28 protein-coding genes and 1 other annotated feature are annotated in these 25,203 nt (G+C 55.1%); of the genes, 26 read left to right on the top strand and 2 right to left on the bottom strand.

Annotation, left to right across the window (positions count from 1 at the left end; translation table 11 throughout):
- The first annotated feature begins 7 nt into the window (after positions 1 to 7).
- The 18 genes from GT3570_RS12840 (at position 8) to pheA (ending at position 14,534) form a co-directional block, all read left to right on the top strand.
- Positions 8 to 469, top strand: coding sequence for a type II secretion system protein (locus GT3570_RS12840; RefSeq protein WP_011232097.1), 462 nt, complete (start codon positions 8 to 10; stop codon positions 467 to 469).
- Between the two features lie 116 nt (positions 470 to 585).
- Positions 586 to 1,701, top strand: a complete 1,116-nt coding sequence (locus tag GT3570_RS12835) for a hypothetical protein (RefSeq protein ID WP_062898837.1) — start codon at positions 586 to 588, stop codon at positions 1,699 to 1,701.
- A gap of 437 nt (positions 1,702 to 2,138) precedes the next feature.
- Positions 2,139 to 2,714, top strand: a complete 576-nt coding sequence (locus GT3570_RS12830; RefSeq protein ID WP_015375502.1) for a Maf family protein — start codon at positions 2,139 to 2,141, stop codon at positions 2,712 to 2,714.
- Positions 2,715 to 2,849: 135 nt separating this feature from the next.
- Entirely contained in the window at positions 2,850 to 3,530 is a 681-nt protein-coding gene (gene radC, locus GT3570_RS12825; protein WP_015375501.1) for a RadC family protein, read from the top strand.
- Positions 3,531 to 3,687: 157 nt separating this feature from the next.
- Complete coding sequence (locus GT3570_RS12820) at positions 3,688 to 4,710, top strand: rod shape-determining protein (protein WP_011232093.1); 1,023 nt, start codon at positions 3,688 to 3,690, stop codon at positions 4,708 to 4,710.
- 19 nt (positions 4,711 to 4,729) lie between these two features.
- Entirely contained in the window at positions 4,730 to 5,596 is an 867-nt protein-coding gene (gene mreC / locus GT3570_RS12815) for a rod shape-determining protein MreC (RefSeq protein WP_011232092.1), read from the top strand.
- Entirely contained in the window at positions 5,593 to 6,111 is a 519-nt protein-coding gene (gene mreD, locus GT3570_RS12810; RefSeq protein WP_011232091.1) for a rod shape-determining protein MreD, read from the top strand. The genes mreC and mreD overlap by 4 nt, the downstream gene beginning before the upstream one ends.
- A 40-nt stretch (positions 6,112 to 6,151) precedes the next feature.
- A complete protein-coding gene (gene minC, locus GT3570_RS12805) occupies positions 6,152 to 6,844 on the top strand; it encodes a septum site-determining protein MinC (RefSeq protein ID WP_013144614.1) in 693 nt (230 codons plus the stop codon).
- Positions 6,845 to 6,846: 2 nt separating this feature from the next.
- A complete protein-coding gene (gene minD / locus GT3570_RS12800; RefSeq protein WP_013144615.1) occupies positions 6,847 to 7,650 on the top strand; it encodes a septum site-determining protein MinD in 804 nt (267 codons plus the stop codon).
- A gap of 263 nt (positions 7,651 to 7,913) precedes the next feature.
- On the top strand, positions 7,914 to 8,681 hold the full coding sequence (locus tag GT3570_RS12795; protein ID WP_011232088.1) for a M23 family metallopeptidase: 768 nt from the start codon (positions 7,914 to 7,916) through the stop codon (positions 8,679 to 8,681).
- On the top strand, positions 8,674 to 9,534 hold the full coding sequence (locus tag GT3570_RS12790) for a site-2 protease family protein (RefSeq protein ID WP_041467899.1): 861 nt from the start codon (positions 8,674 to 8,676) through the stop codon (positions 9,532 to 9,534). The genes GT3570_RS12795 and GT3570_RS12790 overlap by 8 nt, the downstream gene beginning before the upstream one ends.
- A 387-nt stretch (positions 9,535 to 9,921) precedes the next feature.
- Positions 9,922 to 10,001: a sequence feature (ribosomal protein L21 leader region), on the top strand.
- Positions 10,002 to 10,015: 14 nt separating this feature from the next.
- Complete coding sequence (gene rplU / locus GT3570_RS12785) at positions 10,016 to 10,324, top strand: 50S ribosomal protein L21 (protein ID WP_011232086.1); 309 nt, start codon at positions 10,016 to 10,018, stop codon at positions 10,322 to 10,324.
- 2 nt (positions 10,325 to 10,326) lie between these two features.
- Complete coding sequence (locus tag GT3570_RS12780) at positions 10,327 to 10,656, top strand: ribosomal-processing cysteine protease Prp (RefSeq protein WP_011232085.1); 330 nt, start codon at positions 10,327 to 10,329, stop codon at positions 10,654 to 10,656.
- 15 nt (positions 10,657 to 10,671) lie between these two features.
- Complete coding sequence (rpmA, locus tag GT3570_RS12775; RefSeq protein ID WP_011232084.1) at positions 10,672 to 10,962, top strand: 50S ribosomal protein L27; 291 nt, start codon at positions 10,672 to 10,674, stop codon at positions 10,960 to 10,962.
- A 171-nt stretch (positions 10,963 to 11,133) separates the two neighbouring features.
- Entirely contained in the window at positions 11,134 to 11,682 is a 549-nt protein-coding gene (locus GT3570_RS12770; protein WP_011232083.1) for a sporulation initiation phosphotransferase B, read from the top strand.
- A 223-nt stretch (positions 11,683 to 11,905) separates the two neighbouring features.
- Positions 11,906 to 13,204 (top strand): GTPase ObgE, encoded by a 1,299-nt coding sequence (gene obgE, locus GT3570_RS12765; protein WP_011232082.1) that lies wholly within the window; start codon positions 11,906 to 11,908, stop codon positions 13,202 to 13,204.
- A 16-nt stretch (positions 13,205 to 13,220) separates the two neighbouring features.
- Positions 13,221 to 13,664: an ACT domain-containing protein gene (locus GT3570_RS12760; RefSeq protein ID WP_011232081.1), complete on the top strand. Its 444-nt coding sequence runs from the start codon at positions 13,221 to 13,223 to the stop codon at positions 13,662 to 13,664.
- Between the two features lie 21 nt (positions 13,665 to 13,685).
- Positions 13,686 to 14,534: a prephenate dehydratase gene (gene pheA, locus GT3570_RS12755; RefSeq protein WP_011232080.1), complete on the top strand. Its 849-nt coding sequence runs from the start codon at positions 13,686 to 13,688 to the stop codon at positions 14,532 to 14,534.
- Positions 14,535 to 14,647: 113 nt separating this feature from the next.
- Here the strand turns inward: pheA and GT3570_RS12750 are convergent, their stop codons facing one another.
- Both GT3570_RS12750 and GT3570_RS12745 read right to left on the bottom strand, forming a co-directional pair.
- The gene (locus GT3570_RS12750) at positions 14,648 to 15,187 is read right to left on the bottom strand and encodes a transcription repressor NadR (RefSeq protein WP_014196418.1); all 540 of its coding nucleotides are present in this window, start codon (positions 15,185 to 15,187) and stop codon (positions 14,648 to 14,650) included.
- Positions 15,188 to 15,202: 15 nt separating this feature from the next.
- On the bottom strand, positions 15,203 to 16,327 hold the full coding sequence (locus tag GT3570_RS12745; protein WP_062898836.1) for an IscS subfamily cysteine desulfurase: 1,125 nt from the start codon (positions 16,325 to 16,327) through the stop codon (positions 15,203 to 15,205).
- 69 nt (positions 16,328 to 16,396) lie between these two features.
- Here GT3570_RS12745 and nadB point away from each other — a divergent pair, with 69 nt between their 5' ends.
- From nadB to GT3570_RS12705, 8 genes are all read left to right on the top strand, one after another.
- A complete protein-coding gene (nadB, locus tag GT3570_RS12740) occupies positions 16,397 to 17,989 on the top strand; it encodes an L-aspartate oxidase (protein WP_173400011.1) in 1,593 nt (530 codons plus the stop codon).
- Between the two features lie 28 nt (positions 17,990 to 18,017).
- On the top strand, positions 18,018 to 18,848 hold the full coding sequence (gene nadC / locus GT3570_RS12735) for a carboxylating nicotinate-nucleotide diphosphorylase (RefSeq protein WP_042380592.1): 831 nt from the start codon (positions 18,018 to 18,020) through the stop codon (positions 18,846 to 18,848).
- 14 nt (positions 18,849 to 18,862) lie between these two features.
- The gene (gene nadA, locus GT3570_RS12730) at positions 18,863 to 19,966 is read left to right on the top strand and encodes a quinolinate synthase NadA (RefSeq protein WP_011232075.1); all 1,104 of its coding nucleotides are present in this window, start codon (positions 18,863 to 18,865) and stop codon (positions 19,964 to 19,966) included.
- A 158-nt stretch (positions 19,967 to 20,124) separates the two neighbouring features.
- Entirely contained in the window at positions 20,125 to 21,696 is a 1,572-nt protein-coding gene (gene safA, locus GT3570_RS12725) for a SafA/ExsA family spore coat assembly protein (RefSeq protein ID WP_023633732.1), read from the top strand.
- A complete protein-coding gene (locus GT3570_RS12720) occupies positions 21,680 to 22,624 on the top strand; it encodes a phosphotransferase (protein WP_023633731.1) in 945 nt (314 codons plus the stop codon). The genes safA and GT3570_RS12720 overlap by 17 nt, the downstream gene beginning before the upstream one ends.
- Before the next feature lie 34 nt (positions 22,625 to 22,658).
- Positions 22,659 to 23,399, top strand: a complete 741-nt coding sequence (gene nadE, locus GT3570_RS12715) for an NAD(+) synthase (RefSeq protein ID WP_011232072.1) — start codon at positions 22,659 to 22,661, stop codon at positions 23,397 to 23,399.
- A gap of 115 nt (positions 23,400 to 23,514) precedes the next feature.
- The gene (locus GT3570_RS12710; protein ID WP_011232071.1) at positions 23,515 to 24,249 is read left to right on the top strand and encodes a YhcN/YlaJ family sporulation lipoprotein; all 735 of its coding nucleotides are present in this window, start codon (positions 23,515 to 23,517) and stop codon (positions 24,247 to 24,249) included.
- A 138-nt stretch (positions 24,250 to 24,387) separates the two neighbouring features.
- Positions 24,388 to 25,128, top strand: coding sequence for a YebC/PmpR family DNA-binding transcriptional regulator (locus GT3570_RS12705; protein ID WP_014196414.1), 741 nt, complete (start codon positions 24,388 to 24,390; stop codon positions 25,126 to 25,128).
- The last annotated feature ends 75 nt before the right edge of the window (positions 25,129 to 25,203 follow it).

The raw sequence follows: 25,203 nt of genomic DNA, 5'->3' as shown, positions 1-25,203 counted from the left end.
GTCCGATATGCTCATTCGCATGAAGCGGGGGATGACCCTCATTGAGCTTTTGGCTGTGTTGGTGATCATCGGCATTGTGGCGATGATCGTCGGTCTTGCCATGTGGACGGTGATTGATCGGGCGCGCGAGCGGGCGTTTGTTTCGGATGCTTATGGCTTGTATGAAGCGGCGCGGCTGTATGTCGGCGCCGAGAAAGTGGAATTTTTGCCAGCCCGTTCTTCTGCCATATTGTCGTATGGAGAATTGGTGGGCAACGGTTTGCTGGATCCAATCGAAGATCCGTTTACCGGAAATGTATTGCCGCCGGAAACAAATCCATCGTACGTGCTTGCCACGAAGCGGGAAGACGGCGGGATCGATTACGCCGTTTGCTTGAAAGGCGAGACAAAGCAGCTTTGCACCTATGAGGGGCGCGAGCAGCCGATTCCTGTCGAAGCGCTGGGGACCGAGGCGATTCGCAACCGTTGATGTCGGAAAATGAAGAACAGAAGCGGGGACAAGACGACAAATGTCTTGTTCTTTTTTTTTCCGTTTGTGGTAAGATAGGCGAAAGAAATCGAAGCAGGAAGAAGGACGGTGGCCAAATGGACAAGCAGCGCATGCGCATTATGGTGAATATCAACGGCAAGCCCCGCCCATTTACCGTGGAGCGTTCGTCGGAAGGACGGCCGTCCGAGGAGTCGGATGGATATCCGGTGGACAGCCATCTAGGGAAAGGACAGCGAGCAGAAAACGAGGCGGATGACAGCCGCCAAGTGAGCGCGTTTCAAGAAGGCGGGCCATCCGCAGGCAAGCCATCAACAGGCCTGTGGTTTACGGAGGATGGGCAAGTTCGAGAAGATGTTGAAACGACGGGTTGGGAAGAGGCGGCCGCCCTTGAGGCGGATGAACGGGTCATTTCCGTTTCCGAGGCGATGCAACAAAAGAAAAGCGCCAGACGTCGGACATGGCGGCTGCCGGCTCAAGCCAAGTCGCTGCTCGCCGCCGCGTTGGTCGCTGCGTTGGTCGGCATGGCGTTTGGCATGACGGTGCTGCGCATCATTCCGAAGGAAAAATCTGCTTCGTCGCCGGCATCTGAAGCGATGACGGAATTGACAAAGCCTGAAACAGCGGCGGGCGAAGAAGGAAGAGAAAGCGTCGTACGAGCGCCGTTTTCCATTGCGGTCATTCAAGCTGGCGTCTATTCGAATGCGGCGGCGGCCAAGCAGGCGTCCGAATCGATCAAAACAGCAGGCGTGCCGGTCGTCGTCGCGGGGCAAAAACCGGCAGCGCTCTATATCGCCGTCGGCGCGGATAAGGAAACGTTGCGGACGGTCAACGACCAATACCGCCAAAGGGTGCCAAGCACGTATGTCAAAGAGCTGTCGTTTGCCGCCGAAGCGGCGGCGCGCCGGTCGGAGGCCATCCAAAAAGGGGAGGTTTTGTATGAAAATATGGCAGCGGTCTCCGCGGCTTTGCTTGGCGGCAGGAAAGCAGGAGAAGATGACTGGCAGGCGCTCCAAAAGGCGTATGACGCGTTAGAAAAAAGCAACGCTTCAAGCGACAAAACAGTCGGTCGGTATGTTGAAGCGCTGAAGCAGGCGTATGTCGCCCTTGCCGCATACAAAGAGCGACGGGATGAAGCGCTGTTGGCCAAAGCCCAGCAACAGCTGCTCGAGGCGCTCGCCGCTTATATCGAATTGGTGCCGCTAGGGAGCTAGAAGCCCCGTTTTTTTTTTGCCTATTGCATATATAAAGAATTTCCGATTTTTCGTTTCTATATTTATCTCCATACAAGTCGACTATGATATAACGTGGCGAGTGATCGGCTGGATGTAAAACAAAATTTCAACTTATATAGAATAGATGGCAACGAAAACGTTTCACATATCCTTGACGGAAAAGCCGTTTGTCCATTTTTCGACTGTCGAAGGCAAGCCTGTGGCTTGGAAGCCCGAACAACCACCCGCTTCACAGACCCATACATGGGTCTGAAAGCGGCGTTGTTCGGTCGCCCGACAGTCGATCAAATGCCTAGTAAAATCTGCAAATGTTCATGCTTCAAATTGCATCTATACAGAAAATTGCCTTTCACCGCAAAATTTGCTACGATACAAGTGAATCTTCCGAACCGAAACGAGCGAAAGGAGAATGAGCGATGCCTCCACGGTTCGTGCTTGCATCCCGCTCCCCTCGACGAAGGCAGATCCTCGAGCTGGCCGGCTGGCCGTTTGATGTGCAGGAAAGCCATGCCGATGAGACGATTCCCCCCGGAACGCCCCCTGATGAAGCGGTTCAACTTCTTGCCCGCCGGAAAGTGGAGGCGGTGATGTCCTCTTTTCCCGACGCGTATGTTCTTGGCGCTGATACGATCGTTGTGTGCGATGGCCGCTTGTTAGGGAAGCCGCGCACGGAAGAAGAAGCATTCGCCATGCTGCGTCAGTTGTCCGGGCGGACGCATGACGTATGGACCGGTGTCGCCATCGCACTCCCTCAAGGGTCCATCACCTCGTTTGCGGAAAAAACAGCGGTGACGTTTTGGGAGCTCGATGACGAGGAAATCGCCGCCTATATTGCGACCGGGGAGCCGATGGACAAGGCGGGGGCGTATGGCATCCAAGGCCGCGCTGCCCTGTTTGTCAAACGGATCGAAGGCGACTATTTGACGGTCGTCGGCCTGCCGCTGTCGCGGACGGTGAGGGAATTGCGCCGGCTCGGGTGGCCGCCGGCATAGATCAAAGCAAAAGCGGCCGCCGTCTGGCGCTTTTTGGCAAAAGAACGCCCCCGCAAACGGATTCTGCTGTCGTACCGAGGGGCGGTTCAAGCCTCTCCATCTTTCGATGAAGCAAAACAAAAAAGGGGGAGTATGATGGCGTGGATGATCCGCGATGTTCCGAAAGACAGCCGGCCGCGTGAACGGCTGCTGTCATCAGGGCCGGAAAGTTTATCCGACCATGAACTGATCGCCATTTTGTTGCGCACGGGCACGAAGGAGGAGTCGGTCGTGCAGCTCGCCCAGCGTCTCCTTCGCCATTTTGAGGGGCTGAGACCGCTCAAAGACGCAACGGTCGAAGAAATGACAAACATCAAAGGGATCGGGCCGACGAAAGCCGTGCAAATTTTGGCGGCGTTGGAGCTCGGCCGACGCATCCACCAGTCCGGCTGCGCCGACCGCTATGTGATTCGCTGCCCGGAAGACGGAGCGAAATACGTCATGGAAGATATGCGCTTTTTATCGCAAGAACATTTTGTCGCCATTTATTTAAATACGAAAAATCAAGTCATCTACCGCAAAACGGTGTTCATCGGCAGTTTAAACGCCTCGATTGTCCATCCGCGCGAAGTGTTTAAAGAGGCGATCAAACGTTCCGCCGCCTCCGTCATTTGTGTGCATAACCACCCTTCTGGCGATCCGACTCCAAGCCGCGAAGACATCGATGTGACGAAACGGCTCGCGGAATGCGGCCGCATCATCGGCATCGAGCTCTTGGATCACCTCATCATCGGCGATCAAAAATTCGTCAGTTTGAAAGAAAAAGGCTACGTCTAGCGGTTCTCATTTTTTGTCGAATCAGTTATAATATCAACTATGGGTTTTTCCGAATCCGTTCGGGCGGTGTTGTACAATTTATAAATGACTTGACATCCGATTCATGTTGTCAATAGAAAATCATATGCATTTCGTTTCGGAAAGGAAGATCGATCATATGTTTGGAATTGGGACGAAAGATCTCGGGATTGATTTAGGAACAGCGAATACGCTCGTTTATGTGAAGGGAAAAGGGATCGTTTTGCGCGAGCCGTCGGTTGTCGCCATTCAGCGCGACACGAAGCAAATCGTCGCCGTCGGCAATGAAGCGAAAAACATGATCGGGCGCACGCCGGGCAACATCGTGGCGCTTCGTCCGATGAAAGACGGCGTCATCGCTGATTATGAAACGACGGCGACGATGATGAAATATTTCATTCGCAAGGCCGTCAAAACGAAAGGGTTGTTTGCCAGCAAGCCGTATGTGATGGTATGCGTGCCGTACGGCATCACGGCCGTAGAGGAGCGCGCGGTCATCGATGCGACGCGCCAGGCTGGAGCACGCGATGCCTATACGATTGAAGAACCATTTGCGGCCGCGATCGGCGCCAATTTGCCGGTGTGGGAGCCGACCGGGAGCATGGTCGTCGACATCGGCGGCGGTACGACTGAAGTGGCCGTGATTTCGCTCGGCGGCATCGTGACGAGCCAGTCGATCCGCATCGCCGGCGATGAAATGGATGAGGCGATCATTCAATACATCCGAAAAACGTACAATTTGATGATCGGAGAACGGACGGCAGAGGCGATTAAAGTCGAGATCGGCTCAGCCGGAAATCCGGAAGGAATCGGAAACATGGAAATTCGCGGCCGCGACTTGCTCACTGGGCTGCCAAAAACGATCGAAATCAGCGCCGAAGAAGTGGCTGAGGCGCTGCACGATACGGTCTATGCGATCGTCGAGTCGGTGAAAAACACGCTCGAAAAAACACCGCCGGAGCTGGCGGCTGACATTATGGACCGCGGCATCGTGCTGACAGGCGGCGGCGCTTTGTTGCGCAACTTGGACAAGGTCATCAGCAAAGAGACGGACATGCCGGTCATCGTCGCGGAAAATCCGCTTGATTGCGTGGCCATTGGCACCGGGAAAGCGCTCGACCACATCGACTTGTTTAAAAACAAGGCGAGAGACCATCGCTGACGGTAAGAAGGTGTGACGCATGCCACAGCTTTTTGGGAATAAGCGTCTCATTTTTTTGCTCGTCAGCATCGTCATCCTTGTCATGTTGATCGGCTTTTCCTTGCGCAGCCGTGAAGAGTTGACGTGGCCGGAGCAGTTTGTAAAAGATACGGTCGGTTTTGTTCAGCTTCTGTTTGGGAAGCCCGCCGAGGAGATCGCGGGCTTCTTTGAAAATGTGAGCGATCTTCGCCGTACATATAAGGAAAACGAACTGCTGAAGGCAAGACTTGAGGAATATGCGGCGCTTGAGACCGAGGTCGAGGCGCTGCGGCAAGAAAACGAACGGTTGCGCGCGTTGCTCGATAAAAAAGAGAGCTTGCGTGATTTTGTTTCGATTCAGGCGACGGTGATCGGGCGGAACCCGGATCGTTGGCGGGAAACGATCATCATCAACAAAGGCGAGCAACACGGCGTGAAAAAAGATATGGCCGTCATCACCCCAGCGGGGCTTGTCGGCAAGGTGCAGCACGCTTCCCAATTTACGTCCACTGTGCAGCTGTTAAGCGCGCTTGACCAAAACAACCGCATTTCCGCTTATATCCAAGGAAAGGAAAACGTGTTTGGGTTGATCGAAGGCTACGATGAGAAGCGGCGCGAGTTGCTGCTCGGAGAAATTCCGATTGACGCCAAAGTGGAAAAAAGGCAAAAAGTGTTGACTTCCGGCCTTGGCGGCGTGTTTCCGAAAGGGCTGCCGATCGGTGAGGTGACTGAAGTCAAGCCGGACCAATACGGATTGACGAAAGTCGTCTATGTCAAGCCGTTTGCCAACTTGTATGATATTGACGACGTCATGATTGTGAAACGAACCATCGATGCAGCACTGCAGGAAAAGGAGGAGGCAAAGTGAACAAGTGGCGTCTCCCTTTCCTTGCGGTGTTATGTTTTGTGAGTGAGAGCCTTTTTGTTGATATATGGCCAAAAGGCGACTTGTATGTCCACTATTTTTTTGTTCCCCGGTTTTTTCTTGTTTTTCTCGTGTTCACAGCGATGCATTTCGGCGGGACGCGGGCGATGGGGTACGGGTTCATCTTCGGGTTCCTGTATGACTGCGTCTACACAGAGCTGCTCGGTGTTTATGCGTTTGCCTATACGCTTATTGCCTACTTGGCGGGCAAAGCGATGAAATGGTTCCACCAAAACTGGTTCGTTGCATCGCTCTTGTCTCTGCTTTCCATTATGCTGCTTGACAGTTATGTCTACGGCATCCAGCTGTTGATCGGGCGGACCGATTGGTCGTTTTCTGTTTTTTGGGACCGCCGTCTATGGCCGACGCTGCTTCTGAACGTCGCGTTTTTGCTCGTCTTTTCGTACCCGCTCGAACGGCGATTGGCAAAAATTCGCCGGTTTGAGCAGGAAGAATAAAAGAGGAAAAACGGCCCGTTTTGTAGAATTATTCGTTGGGGTGAACGTTGTGGCGAAACAAAAGCAGCAGTACGTGACGATTAAAGGGACGAAAGATGGGCTGACGCTGCATCTCGATGACCGCTGCTCGTATGACGATTTATTGAAAGAAATCGAGGAGCGGCTTGTCAAACAAGCTGGCGTCGCGCCAGACAGCCCCCTTGTCTCTGTTCATCTGAAAATTGGGAACCGCTATTTGACGCCTGCCCAAGAGGAAGAGGTGCGTGCGCTCATCCGCCGTTCAAAAAATTTGGTCGTCGATTCGATCGAAAGCAATGTCATGTCGAAAGCAGAAGCGATAGAATGGATGAGAAAAACGGAAATTGTGCCCGTTTCGCGCATTGTCCGTTCGGGACAAGTGCTTCATGTCGAAGGGGATTTGCTGCTGATCGGCGACGTGAACCCTGGCGGAACGGTCATTGCCGGAGGCAACATTTTCATTCTCGGCGCCTTGCGCGGCATCGCCCATGCCGGGTATGCCGGCAATAAACAGGCGATCATCGCTGCATCGGTCATGAAACCGATGCAGCTGCGCATCGGCGACATCATGAGCCGAGCGCCCGATTCGAAAACGGATGAAGGAAATGAAATGGAATGCGCCTATATTGATGAGCATAATCAAATTGTTGTCGACCGCCTTCAGCTGCTTATGCATTTGCGGCCGAATTTGACGCGCTTAGAAAGGAGAATGTGACCGTGGGAGAAGCGATCGTCATCACTTCCGGAAAAGGCGGCGTCGGCAAAACGACGACGACCGCGAACCTTGGGACGGCCCTCGCCATTCTAGGGAAGCGGGTGTGCCTTGTCGACACCGACATCGGGCTGCGCAACCTCGATGTCGTGCTTGGGCTTGAGAACCGAATTATTTATGATTTGGTCGATGTCGTGGAGGGGCGTTGCACGGTGCAGAAGGCGCTTGTGAAAGACAAGCGGTTCGATAACTATTTGTATTTGTTGCCGGCCGCGCAAACGAGCGATAAGTCGGCGGTCAACCCCGCGCAAATGAAACAGCTCATTGAGGAGCTGAAACAGGAATACGATTATGTGCTCATCGACTGTCCGGCCGGAATCGAACAAGGCTATCGCAACGCTGTCGCCGGCGCGGACGAAGCGATCGTCGTCACGACGCCGGAAGTGTCGGCGGTCCGCGACGCCGACCGCATCATCGGCTTGCTTGAAGCGGAGGAGCACGTCAAACCGCCGCGCCTCATCATCAACCGCATTCGCAGCCATATGGTGAAAAACGGCGATATGTTGGATGTCGACGAAATCATCTCGCATTTATCGATTGAGTTGCTCGGCATTATCGCCGACGATGAAAACGTGATCAAAGCGTCGAACCGCGGCGAGCCGATTGTGCTGGACCCAAACAGCAAAGCGTCGATCGCCTTCCGCAACATTGCCCGCCGCATCCTCGGCGAGTCGGTGCCGCTGCCGCCGCTTGAGGAAGAGGAGAAGGGGCTGTTTTCAAAGATTCGGAAAATATTTAGTTTGAAATAATGGAGTTGGCGCAAGAAGGCCGTTGAATGGGCCTTCTTTTTTTATTCATAATTGTTGTGCTGTTTGGAATTCCTGATCTGTAACAACGGAAGCAGATGGTATCGATCGGTTGCGGCGCTCAGCCGAAACGTTGGTGTGAAACCGTTTGAGGGATTTGTTCGCGGACGTGTTCGGCGAGGCGCGGCGAAAAACGCTCGTTCATATTCCATGAGGTTGTCTCATAAATTAGTACAAACGTTGTTGGAAAGGTGGAGGGGGGACGTATGGATCGACGCGTCCGTGAGATGAAAAAACGCATTGAAAAACGAAGAAGGGAACGTCAATATAAGGGGCAGGATCCAAAAGAATCTAGATGGAGCGCCGCTGATGAGGAGCGGTACGGGCTGCCGGTCGTCACGTATGACCGCTATTCGTTTGAATCCGCTCCCCATCCGTTGTTCCGCAAAGAATGGTTTTTATTCAAAACACTCATCGCTGCCTGTCTCGTGCTAGTGACGGCCATTTTGTTCCGGCATCCGTCCGCTTCCCTCGAGCCGGCGCGGCAGTTTATTGCCCGGACGATGGAAACCGAGTTTCAGTTTGCGGCCGTCTCAGCCTGGTATGAAAAAACGTTCGGTGAGCCGCTCGCTTTTTTTGCCCCGAAAAAGGAAGAAAAGGTGAAAACGGCTTCATCCTATGCAGTGCCGGCTTCTGGACGGATTCTCGAAAGTTTTGAAAAAAACGGGGAGGGTGTGACGATCGAAACCGAGAATGGAGCCAAAGTGGAAGCGATGAAAGAAGGGATTGTCACCTTTGCCGGTACGAAAGACCGTCTCGGCAAAACGGTCATCATCCAACATGCGGACGGCACGGAGACGTGGTATGGACGTTTGGGGGCCATTTCGGTGAAATTGTATGATTTTGTAGAAATGGGGCAGGAAGTTGGCACGGCCGGGGCGAGCGAGGCAAATAAACAGAAAGGGCTGTTTTATTTTGCGATTAAACAAGGAGATGAATTTATCGATCCGATTCAGGTGATTTCCTTTGAATAAGTATATGGCGCTGCTCGGGAAGCTGCACGTCCACCCACTGTTATGGTTGATCGGCGGCATCGCGGTGCTTACCGCCCATTTCAAGCAGCTTTGCCTGTTGTTTTTCATCGTCCTCGTTCATGAGCTTGGCCATGCGGCGGCAGCCGCGTTTTTCTCTTGGCGGGTGAAGCGGATTTTGCTGCTGCCGTTCGGCGGAGTGGCGGAAGTCGAAGAGCACGGCAACCGGCCGTTCCGCGAGGAGTGGATCGTGACGCTCGCCGGGCCGGCCCAGCATCTGTGGCTCGTAGCGGCGGCGTTTTTTTTGTGGAAGGCCGGCATGATGGATGGCGGGAGCTGGGAGCTCTTTTTTCGCTACAATGCGGCCATTTTCGCTTTGAACTTGCTGCCAATCTGGCCGCTGGATGGAGGCAAGTTATTGTTTTTGCTGCTGTCCTACCGCCGGCCGTTCAGCGATGCGCATCGAAACACGGTCGCCATATCGGCTGCTGCGCTTGCCTTCGGCGTTGTTCTTTTGTTTGTGTTGGCGCCGCGCCAGCTTGATTTATGGGCGATCGCCGCCTTTTTGGCGCATGCTCTTTGGCAGGAGCAAAAGCAGCATCCGTATGTCGTCATGCGCTTTTTGCTTGAGCGGTATTATGGAAACAAAGGCGGCTATACAAAGCTGCGGACGATTACGGCGCCGGCGGACGAACGCATCTCGGCCGTGCTGCAGCGATTTTACCGCGGACAAAAGCATGCGATCATCGTCGTTCGCGACGGGCGCGAACGGGCGACGCTCGATGAAAACGAGCTGCTGCATGCGTTTTTTGCCGAAAAACAAGCCGATGCGCCGCTTGGCGCTCTCATCTATTGATCGTGGCTATATATAAAAGTTTCACATATCCTTGATGGAAAAGTCGCTTATCTATTTTTCGACTGACGAAGGCAAGCCACAGGCTTGCCCTCGTCACACCTTGGCGTGACGGGAGGCCGAACAGCCGCTCGCTTCACAGACTCATACATGGGTCTGAAAGCGGCGTTGTTCGGTCGATCAACAGTCGATCAAATACTCGGTAAAGTTGCAAATGGCAAAGCTTCAAATGGCCTCTCTATATAGTCGTTTGCACCGTTTCATCATCGCCCGCCGGGGGACGAAGATGACGGTTGACGACCGGCCGTTTCTATGTTACGATAGATGACGTTGTAGACTTTTTGTCCTGCCAACAAGGGCAAAAGAGGGCGGCTGTCGCAAAAAGACGCACCCGCACTACAACCGCTCAGCGCGGGCGATGAAGCGCTCCGTCTTGGGCCGCCTTGGCGCTGGCGAGTCTGAGTCCATGAAGGAGGTGCGATGCATGTACGCAATTATCGAAACTGGCGGCAAACAATTGAAAGTCGAAGAAGGCCAAGAAATTTACATCGAAAAATTGGATGCGAATGAAGGCGATACGGTCACGTTTGACAAAGTGCTGTTCGTCGGCGGGGAAACGGTGAAAATCGGCAACCCGACAGTCGAAGGCGCAACCGTGACGGCGAGAGTGCAAAAACACGGCCGACAAAAGAAAATCATCGTCTTCAAATATAAAGCGAAAAAGAACTATCGCCGCAAACAAGGCCACCGTCAGCCGTACACGAAAGTCGTCATCGAAAAAATCAACGCGTAAAGATGATCCGCGTCACGATTGAACGGGAAGCGGACGGCCGCATCCGCGCGTTTACGATGGAAGGGCACGCCCATTTTGCGAAACGCGGGCAGGACATTGTATGCGCCGGCGCTTCGGCGGTCTCGTTCGGCACGATCAACGCCATCGAGACACTTATTGGCGTAAGCCCGCATGTTTCGCTCGGCAAAGACGGCGGCTACCTCCGCTGCGAGCTTCCGGAGCTGGAAGAAGCGGCGGCAGAGAAAGTACAGTTGTTGTTGGAAGCGATGGTCGTTTCGCTAAAGACGATCGAACGCGATTACGGAACATTTATCCGCGTGACATCCATCTAGCGGGAGGTGACTGCCATGCTGAGACTTGACCTGCAATTTTTTGCTTCGAAAAAAGGGGTCGGTTCGACGAAAAACGGCCGCGACTCGATCGCGAAACGTCTTGGCGCAAAACGGGCTGACGGTCAATTCGTCACCAGCGGTTCGATTTTGTACCGTCAACGCGGAACGAAAGTCCATCCGGGCTTGAACGTCGGCCGCGGCGGCGACGATACGCTGTATGCGAAAATCGACGGCATCGTACGCTTCGAGCGGCTCGGCCGCGACCGCAAACGCGTCAGCGTCTACCCGGTCAGTCAAGAAGCGTAATCGATGTGGAAAAAACTCTAACCGTTCGGTTAGAGTTTTTTCTTTTTGGCGTAGAAAAATCGTTCCTGTTCAATGTCAAAAAATGTTATAGTAAAAGTACATGCCTCCCCCATGGAGGCGGAAGTCCAAGCGAGGCAGGGAGCCTACGCTTAGTGGATAGGGGAGCGTCGGATGGAGAAGCGATGGACTGTCGTTGAGGTGATGCGCCATGCCCGCCATGACTGGCTGAACAAAATCCAGCTCATCAAAGGGCATTTGGCGCTTAATAAAATCGAACGGGTGCAGGAAATCATTGAAGACATGATCGGCGAGATGCATCAGGAAACACGGTTGACGAATTTGAAGGCCGAGCGGTTCGCCGAGCTTATCATGACCTATAACTGGGAGCCGCGTCCGCTCGTTCTTGAGTATGAAATCATGGACGGCAAAGCGGATTGGTCGCAGTACGATGAACAGCTGGCTGAATGGTGCCGCAAATTTTTTCGCCTGCTCGAAGCGCAATCCGATGAGCGGACAGAAAACCATTTATGTTTGTCCATTGAGCTGTCCGACCGACGGGCGGCGCTGTTTTTGGATTACCGCGGCACGTTTAGGGACGGCGAAACCATTCGCGCTTGGCTTGAGCGCTGCGAACCATCACCGCCGCTTCGGCTCGCGTCGTTTGCCGTTGGCGAGGGCGAATTGACGGTGGAGCTTGAGCTTTTGTCGGCGGAATCTTGATCGTTGATTGGATGAAGGAGCATGGAAGAGTCCATGGAGTGCGGACGGATCGATCCAATCGGACCGGAAAGCGGCGGATGGGCTTGAACCGCCCGCCAGCCCGCAGACGGCCGATGCTTGCGTACATATTGACATCATGGAATCGACTCTGTATACAATAATAAGTATTAGTCATACTCATTTCGCCATGATACCATGATGGAAGTGAATCGGAGGAACAGCCATGTTTGTTGATCAGGTGAAAATTTATGTGAAAGGCGGGGACGGCGGCAACGGCATGGTCGCGTTCCGCCGGGAAAAATACGTCCCAAAAGGCGGGCCGGCCGGCGGAGACGGCGGCAAAGGCGGCGATGTCGTCTTTGTCGTTGATGAAGGGCTGCGGACGTTGATGGATTTCCGCTACCAGCGCCATTTTAAAGCGCCGCGCGGCGAAAACGGCATGTCGAAAAACCAGCATGGCAAAAATGCGGAAGACTTGATTGTCAAAGTGCCGCCAGGCACCGTTGTCATCGATGCGGATACGAACGAAGTGCTCGCCGATTTGACCGAGGCGGGGCAGCGGTTTGTCGTCGCCAAAGGCGGGCGCGGCGGGCGCGGCAACACCCGATTTGCGACGGCGTCCAACCCAGCGCCGGAAATTGCGGAAAACGGCGAACCGGGCGAAGAGCGCAACATCATTTTAGAGCTGAAGCTTCTCGCTGACGTCGGGCTGGTCGGGTTTCCAAGCGTCGGCAAATCGACGCTGCTGTCGGTTGTCTCCGCAGCCCGTCCGAAAATCGCCGAGTACCATTTTACGACGCTCGTTCCGAACTTGGGCGTTGTCGAAACGGAAGACGGGCGCAGTTTTGTGATGGCCGACTTGCCGGGATTGATTGAAGGGGCCCATCAAGGGGTCGGGCTCGGGCATCAGTTTTTGCGCCATATTGAACGGACGCGTGTCATCGTCCATGTCATCGACATGGCGGCGGTCGAAGGGCGCGATCCGTACAACGATTATCTCGTCATCAACGAAGAGCTGAAACAGTACAATTTGCGCTTGACCGAGCGGCCGCAAATTGTTGCCGCCAATAAAATGGACATGCCGAACGCCGAAGAAAATTTGCGCCGCTTCAAAGAGAAAGTCGGCGATGCGGTGCCGGTCTTTCCGATTTCTGCAGCGACAAGACAAGGAGTGCGCGAGCTGTTGTTTGCCATCGCCGACCTGTTGGAAACGACGCCGGAATTCCCGCTTCATGAACGGGAAGATCCGGCCGTGCAGCGCGTCGTGTACAAATATGAAAAAGAGGAGCCGCCGTTTACGATCACCCGCGCCAGCGACGGAGCATTCATTTTGGCGGGCGACAAAATTGAAAAGTTGTTTAAGATGACGGATTTCTCGCGCGAAGAATCGGTGCGCCGCTTCGCCCGCCAGCTTAAGGCGATGGGGGTGGATGATGCGCTACGCGAGCGCGGCGCGAAAGACGGAGACACGATCCGGTTGCTTGATTACGAGTTCGAGTTTGTCGACGACTGGGATGAATAGAGCGGGGGAAGGTGCGGTGGAGAAAAAATTTTATTTGGTGCGCGAAGACGTCCTGCCGGAAGCGATGAAGAAAGTCGTGCTCGCTAAACAGCTGCTTGAGCGGAAAAAAGCCGCCTCGGTCGCCGAGGCGGCGCAGCTCGCCAACATCAGCCGCGGTGTGTTTTACAAATACCGCGATGCCATTTTTCCGTTCCAAGCGGTGACGAAAGAAAACATCGTCACGCTCTTTTTCCATTTAGAAGACCGCTCCGGAACGTTGTCACAGCTGCTTGGCGTTGTGGCGGCGGCCGGCTGCAACGTGCTGACCATCCATCAAACGATTCCGCTTCAAGGGAGGGCGAACGTGACGCTGTCGGTCAGCACAAACGATATGAACGAGGAGATTGATGAGCTCCTCGCTAAGCTCAAACAGCTCGAATTTGTCGAAAAAGTGGAAATTGTCGGTTCGGGAGTGTATTAAAGCAAGGGAGAGGCAAACGAGATGAAAATCGGTTATTTAGGACCGAAGGCGACGTTCACCGAAGCGGCGGCTGCTCTTCTTTTTCCGTCGCAGCCGCGGGAGCCGTATGACACGATTCCCGATTGCATTGACGCCGCGGCGGCCGGAGAGATTGAAGCGGCCGTGGTGCCGCTCGAGAACGCCTTGGAAGGATCGGTCAATTTGACACTCGACTATTTAATTCACGAACAGCCGTTGCCGATCATCGGCGAAATCGTTGTGCCGATCGAGCAACATTTGATGGTGCACCCATATTTCACCCCTCATTGGCGCGAAGTGAAAGAAGTGTATTCCCACTCGCATGCCATTGCCCAATGCCGGAAGTTTTTGCATACGGTGCTGAAAGGGGCGAAGCAAGTGCCGATGACGTCAACGAGCGCCGCCGCGAAATTTGTGAGCGAGCATCCGCACTTGCCGGCGGCGGCGATCGCCAACCGGCTGGCGGCGGAAAAATACGGGCTAGTGATCGTGCAGGAAAACGTCCACGATTACGATTACAACCATACGCGCTTTATTGTCGTCAGCCGGCGCAAAGAGCCGCTTTCGCCTGCTTCGCCTCTTTATGCTGGCGACAAGACGACCGTGGTCGTCATGCTGCCGCAAGACCGTCCGGGCGCACTCCATCAAGTGTTATCAGCGTTTGCCTGGCGGCGGCTCAACTTGACGAAAATCGAATCGCGCCCAGCGAAAACGGGCCTTGGAAATTATTTCTTTATTATTGACATCGACGCGCCGATGGATGACGTCCTCATCCCGGGGGCGATCGCGGAAATTGAGGCGCTCGGCTGCACAGTGCAGCTGTTGGGCAGCTATCCATATTATTTTGCTTGACGAAGACGAAAAAATGCGGATGGGTCATAGCCGTCCGCATTTTCTCTTTATCCAGCGTCCTGACGTACGGCATTTGCGAAGAGGGAATGACGGACGAGCGCAAGGCGATCCGTTCACGCTTCGATCAGAAATCCAGCCTGTTTCAAGGCGCGGCAGGCGGCGTCAAGCTTCACTGGTGAATCGGCTTCCAGCGTATGCAAATGGGTTCCGTCCGTCAGCTGCAACAAATACGACGATTTTGTCGCCTCGATTTTGGCGATGAATTGGTCGACTTCCAGGCGGTTGCTCACCATGATCGAGGCGGTTAAATCGCCGTAGACCGGATGCTCGATTTTGACGTCCTTGACCGTCACGCCGCAATCCACGAGCAAATACAACTCTTCTTTCGTCTGTTCTGGCGTATGGAAGCAGGCGATCGTCCTCGTGTACGTTTTGGCCGGTTCAGCCGGCTTTAAATACAAATAGCCTTGGCTTGTGGCGATGATTGGTTCGTTGCGCGCCTTTAACAGTGAAATGTCTTGGACGATCACTTGGCGGCTGACGTTCGTTTTCGCTGCCAGCTCAGCCCCCGTGAGCGGCGCTTCGCTTTCTTTCAACCATTGCAAAATGAGCTGGCGCCGCCTTTCCCCTAAAATTTTCTTTTCCTCTTTCACCTGCCATTCCTCCTTTCATGCCGATGTAAGTCGCTCCAATGTGGAAACGAACTGGTCGATCTCCGCTTCGGTCGTGGCCGCGCCCAATGAGATGCGGATGAATTGCTTCGCTTCTTCAGGCGTTTTCCCGACGGCGAGCATCGTCCGCGACGGCGCTTGCAGCCCGACTTGGCAGGCGCTGCCGGTGGAAATGGCGATGCCGGCGCGGTTGCATTCAAGCATCACAAGCTGCCCTTCGTACCCAGCGATGGACAAACCGATAATATGGGCAAGACGGAAATCGGGATGGCCTTCCACCGTCACCGGCAGCTGTTTGGCGGCGATGGCGTGAAGCAACCGATTCCGCAGTCGTTCCAAACGCGACTGTTCGTCCGCCATTCGTCGATGGAGCTGCTGCGCGGCCGTAATGAAGGCGGCAATACCCGGTACGTTGACCGTTCCCGGCCGAAAGCCTGATTCGTGCGTCGCTCCCGGGAATACCGGCTTCCAATGCCGGCGCGGGTTGATGTACACAGCGCCGACCCCTTTGGGACCGTACACTTTATGGGCGGAAACGGATAGGCTGTCTAGTCCTATCTCTTGAACATCTAGCTGTATTTTAGCAAAAGTTTGCACGCAGTCGCTATGAAAAAGGACGTCGTGCGCCCGCAGGAGGCGGCCGATGTCGGCAAGCGGCTGAATCGTGCCGATTTCCGAGTTGGCGTGCTGGATGGAAGCAAGGATCGTCTTCGGCGTGATCGCCCGCTCCAAATCGGCAAGTCGAATGCGCCCGAATCGGTCGACGGGCAAATACGTGACCGTATATCCTTCTGTTTCCAGCTGTTTGAACAGGTGATGGAGCGAGGCATGCTCGATTTCGGTCGTGATCAGGTGGTTTCCCTTATGCCGGTAGGCGGCAGCTAGCGAACGGATCGCGAGCAAGTTCGCTTCCGTTCCGCCGCTTGTGAAATAGATCCCTTCCGCTTCTCCGTTAATCATGGCGGCGAGTTCGCGCCGGCATAAGGCAAGCAGTTGTTTCGCTTTCGTTCCGATGTCATGCAAGCTGCTTTCGTTGCCAAAGTAAACGGACGCCGCTTCAGCGTAAGCGGCGATCGCCTCTTGGCACATTGGCGTCGTTGCCGCGTAATCCAAATAAATCATATTCCCCCGCCTTTGCATCATTTTTTTCGCCAAACCTCTTGCCATTAGTTTAAATATGTGTAAATATAGATGTCAAGACAGGTGAAAAGAAAGGGGCGTCCGAGAGTGAAGGAAGGTGGCGTGATTATCGTCGGAAGCGGGCTGGCGGCGTTAACGGTCGCGTATCATTTATCTGAGCTCGACCATGTGATGATATTCACGAAAAAACGTTGCACCGACAGCAATTCATGGCGGGCGCAAGGAGGGGTGGCCGCGGCGCTGGCAGAGAGCGACGATTGGCGCGCTCATTTCCGCGATACGATGGTCGCCGGCTGCTTTCATAACGATGAACGAATGGTCGAACGGCTCGTCCGCGAAGGGCCGAGGCGGCTGCAAGAATGGATCAACGCCGGCATGGCGTTTGATCGGGACGAACGCGGCCGGTTTTGTTTCGGCCTTGAAGGCGGGCATAGCCACCGCCGGATTTTGCACGCCGGCGGCGATCAAACGGGCAAAGCACTCGTTTCGTTTTTGCTTGAGCGGCTCGAGGGACGCGTATGGATGGAAGAAGGCGAGCAGGTGATTGATTTGCTTGTGGAAGAGGGGCGTTGCGTCGGGGTGAAAACGAAGCGGGAAGACGGTTCGGTGTCCATTTGGCCGGCGTCGGCCGTCGTGTTGGCGACCGGTGGATGCGCCGGATTGTATACGTTCACTTCCAATGCGCCGACGGCGACTGGCGACGGCATTGCCATGGCGTACCGCGCCGGTGCGGCGGTGGCGGATATGGAGTTTATCCAATTTCATCCGACGATGCTCGTTGCCGGCGGAAAAGCGGTCGGGCTCGTCTCGGAAGCGGTGCGCGGCGAAGGGGCGGTGCTTGAGGCGGAAGATGGAAGACCGCTGATGGACGGCGTCCATCCGCTTCGCGATCTCGCTCCGCGCGACATCGTCGCCCGAGCGATCGCGGCGGAACTCGATCGCGGCGGCCGCGTCTATTTGAATATTTCCCGCGTGTCCCACTTCCGCCGCCGCTTTCCGACGATCGCCGCGCTATGTGAGGCCTATGGCGTCGACCTTGAAGCCGGCCGCCTTCCTGTCGCGCCGGGCGCCCATTTTTTAATGGGCGGCGTTGTCGTCAACGAGTGGGGGCAGACGACGGTTCCGGGCTTGTACGCCGTCGGGGAAGCGGCGTGCACCGGTGTGCACGGCGCCAACCGGCTCGCGAGCAACTCGTTGCTTGAAGCGATCGTCTTTGGATTCCGTGCGGCCTGCGCCATCCGCCGTCAAGCGGCGTGGCCGGAAACGGTGCACCGAGCGGATTCATCCAGCCCGCGTCGTTTGATTGTACCACGGCTGCCAGAGCGGGCGTTGCTCCGCGAACAGCTGTCAACGTTTGTCGGCATCGTCCGCAACGGCGATCGGCTTCGCGAAGCGGTCGACTGGTTGGAACAGTTTTCGTTGCCGGATTGGCTGGATGGCGACCTTGAACGATTGTCGGCAGAGGAGATTGAAACAGGATATATGTTGCTAGTGGGCTGGCTTGTCGCTTCATCAGCGCTTGGGCGCACGGAAAGCCGCGGCGGCCATTACCGGAGCGATTTTCCGCGTGAACGCCCGGAGTGGCGGGGGCGGCGCCTCGTGCGGACGAAAGAAGAGTGGGCCCGCCTTGGGGCTGGGAGGTAAAGCGGCAAAGAAAACGGAGGGATGAAAGATGAACCGGTTGAAGCTCGAACAACTGTTGCGACAGTTTTTTCTTGAAGATATTGGCGACGGCGATGTGACGAGCGAGACGATTTTTCCGGCTCATGAACGGGCATCAGGCATGTTTATGGCCAAAGCGGACGGGGTGGTGGCCGGCGTCGGCATTATTGCGGCGGGCTATCAGCTGCTGGATCCGCGCGTCGAAGTAACCATCATGAAACAGGACGGCGAACGGGTCCAAGCCGGCGAAACGATCGCCGTCGCATCCGGACCGGTCGGGCCGCTGTTGTCCGGTGAGCGCGTCATTTTAAACTTGCTGCAGCGGTTAAGCGGCATTGCCACCGTGACGCGACAGGCCGTTGACTTGCTTGGCAATAGCTCCACACGCATTTGCGACACGCGGAAAACGACGCCGGGGCTGCGCATGCTTGAAAAATATGCCGTCACATGCGGCGGCGGCTACAATCACCGCTTTGGCTTGTACGACGGTGTCATGATTAAAGACAACCATATCGCCTTTTGCGGATCGATCGCCCGCGCCGTCAAAACGGTGCGGGAGCGGCTTGGGCATATGGTGAAAATCGAAGTAGAGACCGAAACGGAAGACGAAGTGCTCGAGGCGGTCGAGGCCGGGGTGGATGTCATTATGTTTGACAACCGGACGCCGGATGAGGTGCGGGCGTTCGTCCGGCTTGTGCCAAAGCCGATCATCACGGAAGCGTCGGGGGGAATTACGCTCGCCAATGTGGCGGCGTACGGCGCGACCGGAGTCGACTACATTTCGCTCGGATGTTTAACCCATTCCGCCCCGGTGCTCGATATGAGTTTCAATTTGCGATAATGGAGGGGAGAACCGTGAACGTCCTTGAACAGTTGAAACGGCTGGATGAGATGCCCAAACGGTATAAAACGATGGAACGAAGCGAGCTCGAAGCACGCGCCCGCGCGGTGAAAGAACGGTTCGGCCGGCGCCTTTTCATCCCGGGTCATCACTACCAAAAGGATGAGGTCATTCAGTTCGCCGATGCGACCGGCGATTCGCTTCAGCTTGCCCAGCTCGCGGCAAAGAACAGCGAAGCCGAATATATTGTGTTTTGCGGCGTCCATTTTATGGCGGAAACCGCCGATATTTTAACGAGCGACGACCAAACGGTCATTTTGCCGGACTTGCGCGCCGGCTGTTCAATGGCCGATATGGCCGATATTTTTCAAGTCGAGCGGGCATGGGCGGCGCTTATTGAGCGGTTTGGCGAGACGATCGTGCCGCTTGTGTACGTCAATTCGACCGCGGCGATTAAAGCGTTTGTCGGCCGCCATGGCGGAGCGACCGTCACCTCGTCGAACGCGAAAAAGATGATGGCTTGGGCGTTTTCACGGAATGAACGGATTTTCTTTTTGCCGGATCAGCATTTAGGGAGAAATACGGCCTATGCGCTCGGCATCCGTCTTGACGAGATGGCGGTGTGGGATCCGCATGAGGAGACGCTCCAAGGGGCGGACGATCTCGACAAGGTGAAAGTCATTCTTTGGAAAGGACATTGCTCCGTGCATGAAAACTTCACCGTGCGACAAATCGAGCATATTCGACGGATGAAGCCGGGAATCCATGTCATCGTCCATCCGGAATGCAGCTGGGAGGTCGTCCAGCAAGCAGACTACGCCGGTTCGACAAAATACATTATTGAAACGATCCGCAATGCTCCACCCGGCACCCAGTGGGCGATTGGAACGGAAATGAATTTGGTGAACCGGCTGAAGCATGAACATCCAGACAAAGAAATTGTTTCTCTCAATCCATATATGTGCCCGTGTTTAACGATGAATCGAATTGATTTGCCGCATTTCGTCTGGGCGCTCGAATCGCTTGAGCAAGGAGCGATCGTCAATCGCATCACCGTTCCGAAAGACATCGCCGCAGAGGCAAAAGAGGCGCTCGACCGCATGCTTTCGCTTGCCTAGCTTTTTCCCTGGCTTGACGAGGAGGGATCCTCGTTCGGTCAGGGATTTTTTTATCATAAATCAACGATCATCGTCATACATTGTGTTGAAAGACGATAACGGGAAACAAGCATCGGTTCGATCGAGCGTAAACAGTCTCGGTTTAGGAGGGGAATGGAGTGAAAATCCATATTGTCCAAAAGGGCGACACCCTTTGGAAAATCGCCCAAAAATATGGAGTGGATTTTGAACAATTGAAAAAAATAAATGGGCATTTGAGCGACCCGAATATGATTATGCCTGGAATGAAAATCAAAGTGCCGACAGCAGGGGTGCCGGTCAAAAAAGAGACGAAGGCGCTTGTGTCACCCAAAAAAATGCACGTAAAAGAGCACCCGTACGCGGAGGCGAAACCGTTCGTCTCATTCCACATTGATACCGAGCTTGACACTGCTGTCGCCCCTGCTCCGGAAGGCGAGGCAGCGGTAAACGAACCGGCGGGTGAGGCGCCGAAAGCAGTGGTAAAGAAAACGCCCAAAGCAGTCGTAAAGGAAACACCGAAAGCGCCGGAGAAGAAGGCGGAGAATGTGCCAGTGAATGAAGCGCCAAACGTGCCGGTGAACGAAATGCCAAATGTATCAGTGAATGAAACGCCAAATGTGCCCATCAATGAAGCGCCAAAGGCCGTCGAGAAGGAAGCGCCAAAAGCGGCACCAAAAGCAGTGGTGAATGAAGCGCCGAACGTACCGGTGAACGAAACGCCGAATGCGCCCATCAATGAAGCGCCAAAGGCACCGGCGGGTGAGGCGCCGAAAGCGGCGATGAACGAAACGCCAAAGGCTGTCGAGAAAAAAGCGCCAAAAGCAACGGCACAAGAAGCACCAAAAACGCCGAAAGCGGAGGCAAAAGAAGGGGCAAAAGCGAAAGGCGCCTCTGTGCCGCCGCTTGTGCATACGATTCCGCCGGTGGCCCCGCCTCCTCAACTTTCGTTCGCTCAATCGCTGGCCAACGTGCCGCCGATTCCGCCGAAGCCGAGCAATATTTTGCCCAACATGATGAAAGAGGAGGACAATGAAAGCCCAGCTGAATGGAAAGGGGAACCGGCGGCTGAGAGCGAAGACGCGCCGCCGCTGCCGAACATTCCATACGTTCCTGTCGCCCCGCCGACGATCCCAATATTTGGCACTGACCAAGGATGTACGCCAGTGCCGCCAGTTTGGCCGGGGAGCGGTTTTTACGCGCCGCCGCTGCCGATCATGCCGACGTCCTATCCGCCATCGTCTGCGCCGTCGGCCGTTGGGAAAAGCGGTGAAAGTCCGGAAAACGGTTCGGCGCCGTTTCCCGGCATTCACGAAAGCAGCAGTGAATCATTAGAGCCGCCGTTTTCTGGGCCTGGGGTTGCCGCCCCGTTTGTCCCGTCCGCAGGGGGCGTTCTCCCGCCGCCCGGCGCTGCAACGCCAGTTTATGCGCCGCCTGCGGCGCACCCCTCGCCTGTCGGCTATCCGCCTTTTGGGTATGCACCGGCCTATGCGCCGCCCCCGTACTATTATGGAGGGTACGCCCTGCCGGCTCCATACGGATATGCGCCGCAGTCAGCGCCGCCGCTTCCGTGGCCAGGCGTCGTTTATCCGACAAGTCCAGCGGGATACTCGCCGCCATCCTACCCGCCATCATCCGCCCCGCCGGTCGCCGGCCCCCGTTTGTTTAGCGAACCGCCGGATGAGGAGAGCGGGCATGGCGAGGAACAATAACCAAGTGAAAAGAGACGCCGCCGGCCGTCTCTTTTTTCTTCTTGACCGCCAATATCGGCTTGTTATTCAACAAGTTGTGGCATTGAAACCGCATGTCTTAGCCATTGCCGCCCGGCAAGGAATGTTTGTCGCCAAAGCGTATCGCTTTCCTGTTGCGGCCGCGCGGCACGCCTGGCTTCTTGCCGTATTAAGGAAGACCGGTTTTTCCGCCGCGCCGGCCCCTATGCCGATCGGGCGCGGAGGAGTGGTTGAAGCCGGCGGATGCTATTGGCTGCTGACGGAATATGTAGCCGGAGCGCGTCCAATCTCGTTTGCCGCTTGGGCTGACGCCGCTGACGGACTTCATTTGCTCGAACGTTACCATACCATAACGGCAAACATCGCCAGCAGCAAGCAGGAGGCGATGGGGCTGCCGCGTGCGCAGCTGTATGACAAATGGCGGCGCCGCTATGAGGAGTTTTGCCGACATTTGCCTGTTGTTGAAACGATCATGGACAAAGAAGACATTTTATTTACGCTGCGCTGGGCGGATTACTGTCTATCAACGTGTCGCGAGCATGCTCCAGAGTTGACGGCGGATTCTGCTGCCATCATTCATGGTGATGTCGCCTCCCATAATTTTTTGCGCACCACAACCGGCCAGATGTACCTCATCGACTATGACGCGGCCGCTCTTGCCTCGCCCGGGCTTGACTATTGCCAATACGCCAATCGCCTCTTGCCGTATATCGGTTGGTCATATTCAACACTCGCCCGTTTCGCTCCGCTTCGCCGTTGGTTGGAAAAACGCTGGTTTTTGCATGCGCTCTTATTTCCGGCTGATGTGTTTCGCGAATGGCGGTCAGCCGCCGCGCGCCGCCGCCCTCTTGTGTTTGACCGCAAGCGGAGAGAACGGTTTGTCCGCCGCCTTTATGCTATGCTACAATGAGAAATGGAATCTTTGGAAAAGGAGTCGAGGGCGGATGCAAGAAAAAATTGACAAACTCGTGCAATGGTTGCGTGACCAAGTCTCATCAGCCGGTTTAAACGGGGCGGTCGTCGGCATCAGCGGCGGCATCGACTCGGCGGTTGTCGCCCATTTGATTAAGCGTGCCTTTCCGGACGATTCGCTGGGGCTGATCATGCCTTGCAAAAGCAATCCGAAAGATATGGAAGATGCGCTGAAAGTGGTGAAAAGCTGCGGCATCCGGCATTTGGTCATCGATTTGACCGAGGCGCACCGGACGTTGTTTGGCGCGGTCGAGGCCGAGCTGAAAGCCATCGGGGAATGGAGCGAAGAGCGCGCGCGCCTCGGCGATGCGAATACAAGGGCGCGTTTGCGCATGACGACGTTGTATGCGGTCGCCAACAATTACGGCTATCTCGTCGTCGGTACGGACAACGCCGCCGAATGGCATACGGGCTACTTTACGAAATACGGTGACGGTGGAGTCGATTTAGTGCCGCTCATTCACTTTACAAAAGGCGAAGTGCGCGAAATGGGCCGTCTGCTCGGCGTCCCGGAAGAAATTATCAAGAAAGCTCCAAGCGCCGGACTGTGGGAAGGGCAGACGGATGAAAGCGAAATGGGCACGACGTATGAAATGATCGATAAATATTTAAAAGGGGAAGATATTCCAGAACGCGATCGGAAAATTATTGAACGGCTTCATGAACGTTCGCATCATAAACGGCAGTTGGCGATTGCGCCGCCGAAGTTTTAGCTGTCATCTCGTTGGGTTGAACTGACAGCGATAAACCCCCCGCGTTTGCCGCAAGCTAAACGTAAGGCTGGCTTCATGCCAGCCTTGGGCGAAGGAAACCAAGGGGGGTTTTCCATTGAGATACGCGGTCAGATGGATCGGCGCGTTGTCGGTCGCCGGATTGCTCGCCTCATGCACCAACTACCGGGCGAATGAGGAAGGGGCGCAGCGTTATCATGATGCGGCGAGACCGATCGGTTTTTACTCGACGGAGCGAGGCGACGATTTCCGCTATGGCCGATACGGGACGAATGCGCTCAATTATGACAACCGTTATATATGGGCGCGCCGCGGTCCGGTCACCGATTATTTGACGGACGGCGGCCGCCTCGGAGGACCAGCAGCGACCCGGTTTGACACGGACGTTCCGGCTCTTCCGCCCGACGTCGATTTCGGTGACAGTGATTACAACTACCATGGGCATTTGCACTCGCTAAACGTCGATCCGCACCCGTCGTACTACCGAAGCTATGCCGGCGGTTTGGCTGAGAAGCTCTCCCGCCGCGCCGCAGCGGTGAACGGAGTCGACGATGCCCGCGCGGTTGTGTATGGCGATCAGGCGCTCATCGCGATTGCCACAGACGCCCGCCATCCCAAGCGGCTTGAGAAGCGTGTCGAGCAAGCGGTCGCTCCGTACGCGGACGGCAAGCGGGTGCGCGTCACCTCGAATCCGAGCATGTACCACCGCATTCGCACGATTGACAACGCGCTTCGACGCGGGACTCCAATCAATATGGAAGAAATCCGCCGTGATTTGCGCACCATTTTTATCGATGGCACGATTCAAGAACGGCCGGAAAACACTCGGTGACAAACGAAAAAGGCGTCCCAAAAAAGCGGGGCGCCTTTTTTCATGGCTGCTCCTTCGCTGGAGCTTGGCTGACAATTTCCGCGTTTTTTGCTATAGTAATAGTCGGAACATTCCGTTGCGATGAGAGGAGAACTGTCGATGGCTGGACATTCGAAGTGGAAAAATATCCAACGGCGGAAAAATGCTCAAGATGCCAAACGCGGCAAACTGTTCATGAAACTGGCGAAGGAAATTTATGTGGCCGCCAAAAGCGGCGGAGGCGATCCAGCGTCCAATCCGAGCCTGCGCCTTGTCATTGAGAAGGCGAAAGCGGCCAACATGCCGAGCGAAAACATTGAACGGGCGATTAAAAAAGCAACTGGAACCCAAGAACATACCAACTATGAGGAAATTCGCTACGAAGGATATGGACCAGGCGGCGTTGCCGTCATGGTCGTTTGCCTGACGGATAATAAAAACCGCACCGCCGCCAACGTGCGTGCGGCGTTTTCGAAAAACGGCGGCAATTTAGGGGAAACGGGCTGCGTCTCCTATTTGTTCGAGCGCAAAGGGCTGCTCGTGATTGACCGCGAACAGCACAACGTTGATGAGGATGAATTGCTGCTGTTGGCCATTGAAGCGGGCGCCGAGGAGATGGAAACAACGGACGAATCGTTCGAAATTTATACAGCGCCCGAATCGTTTGAAACGGTGAAAGACGAGCTGGAACAGCAAGGATTCACGTTTGCCAGCGCGGAAATTACGATGATTCCGCAAACGTATACGACGCTTGAGGGCGACGATTTGAAAAAAATGCTGAAGTTGATCGATACGCTTGAAGATGATGATGACGTCCAAGAAGTGTACCATAATTTGGACGAATCGGTGCTTGAGGAGTAGCGACGTCCGTCGGCGAAGCCGGCGGATTTTTTTTGTACATACGTTCGAAGGTCGTGGAACATAATGGAATATGAT

It is taken from the genome of Geobacillus thermoleovorans (assembly GCF_001610955.1).
In the GTDB taxonomy this organism is placed as follows: Bacteria; Bacillota; Bacilli; order Bacillales; family Anoxybacillaceae; genus Geobacillus; species Geobacillus thermoleovorans.
Note: the sequence above shows the minus strand (reverse complement) of the source record. Positions and strands in the feature narration are given on the sequence as shown.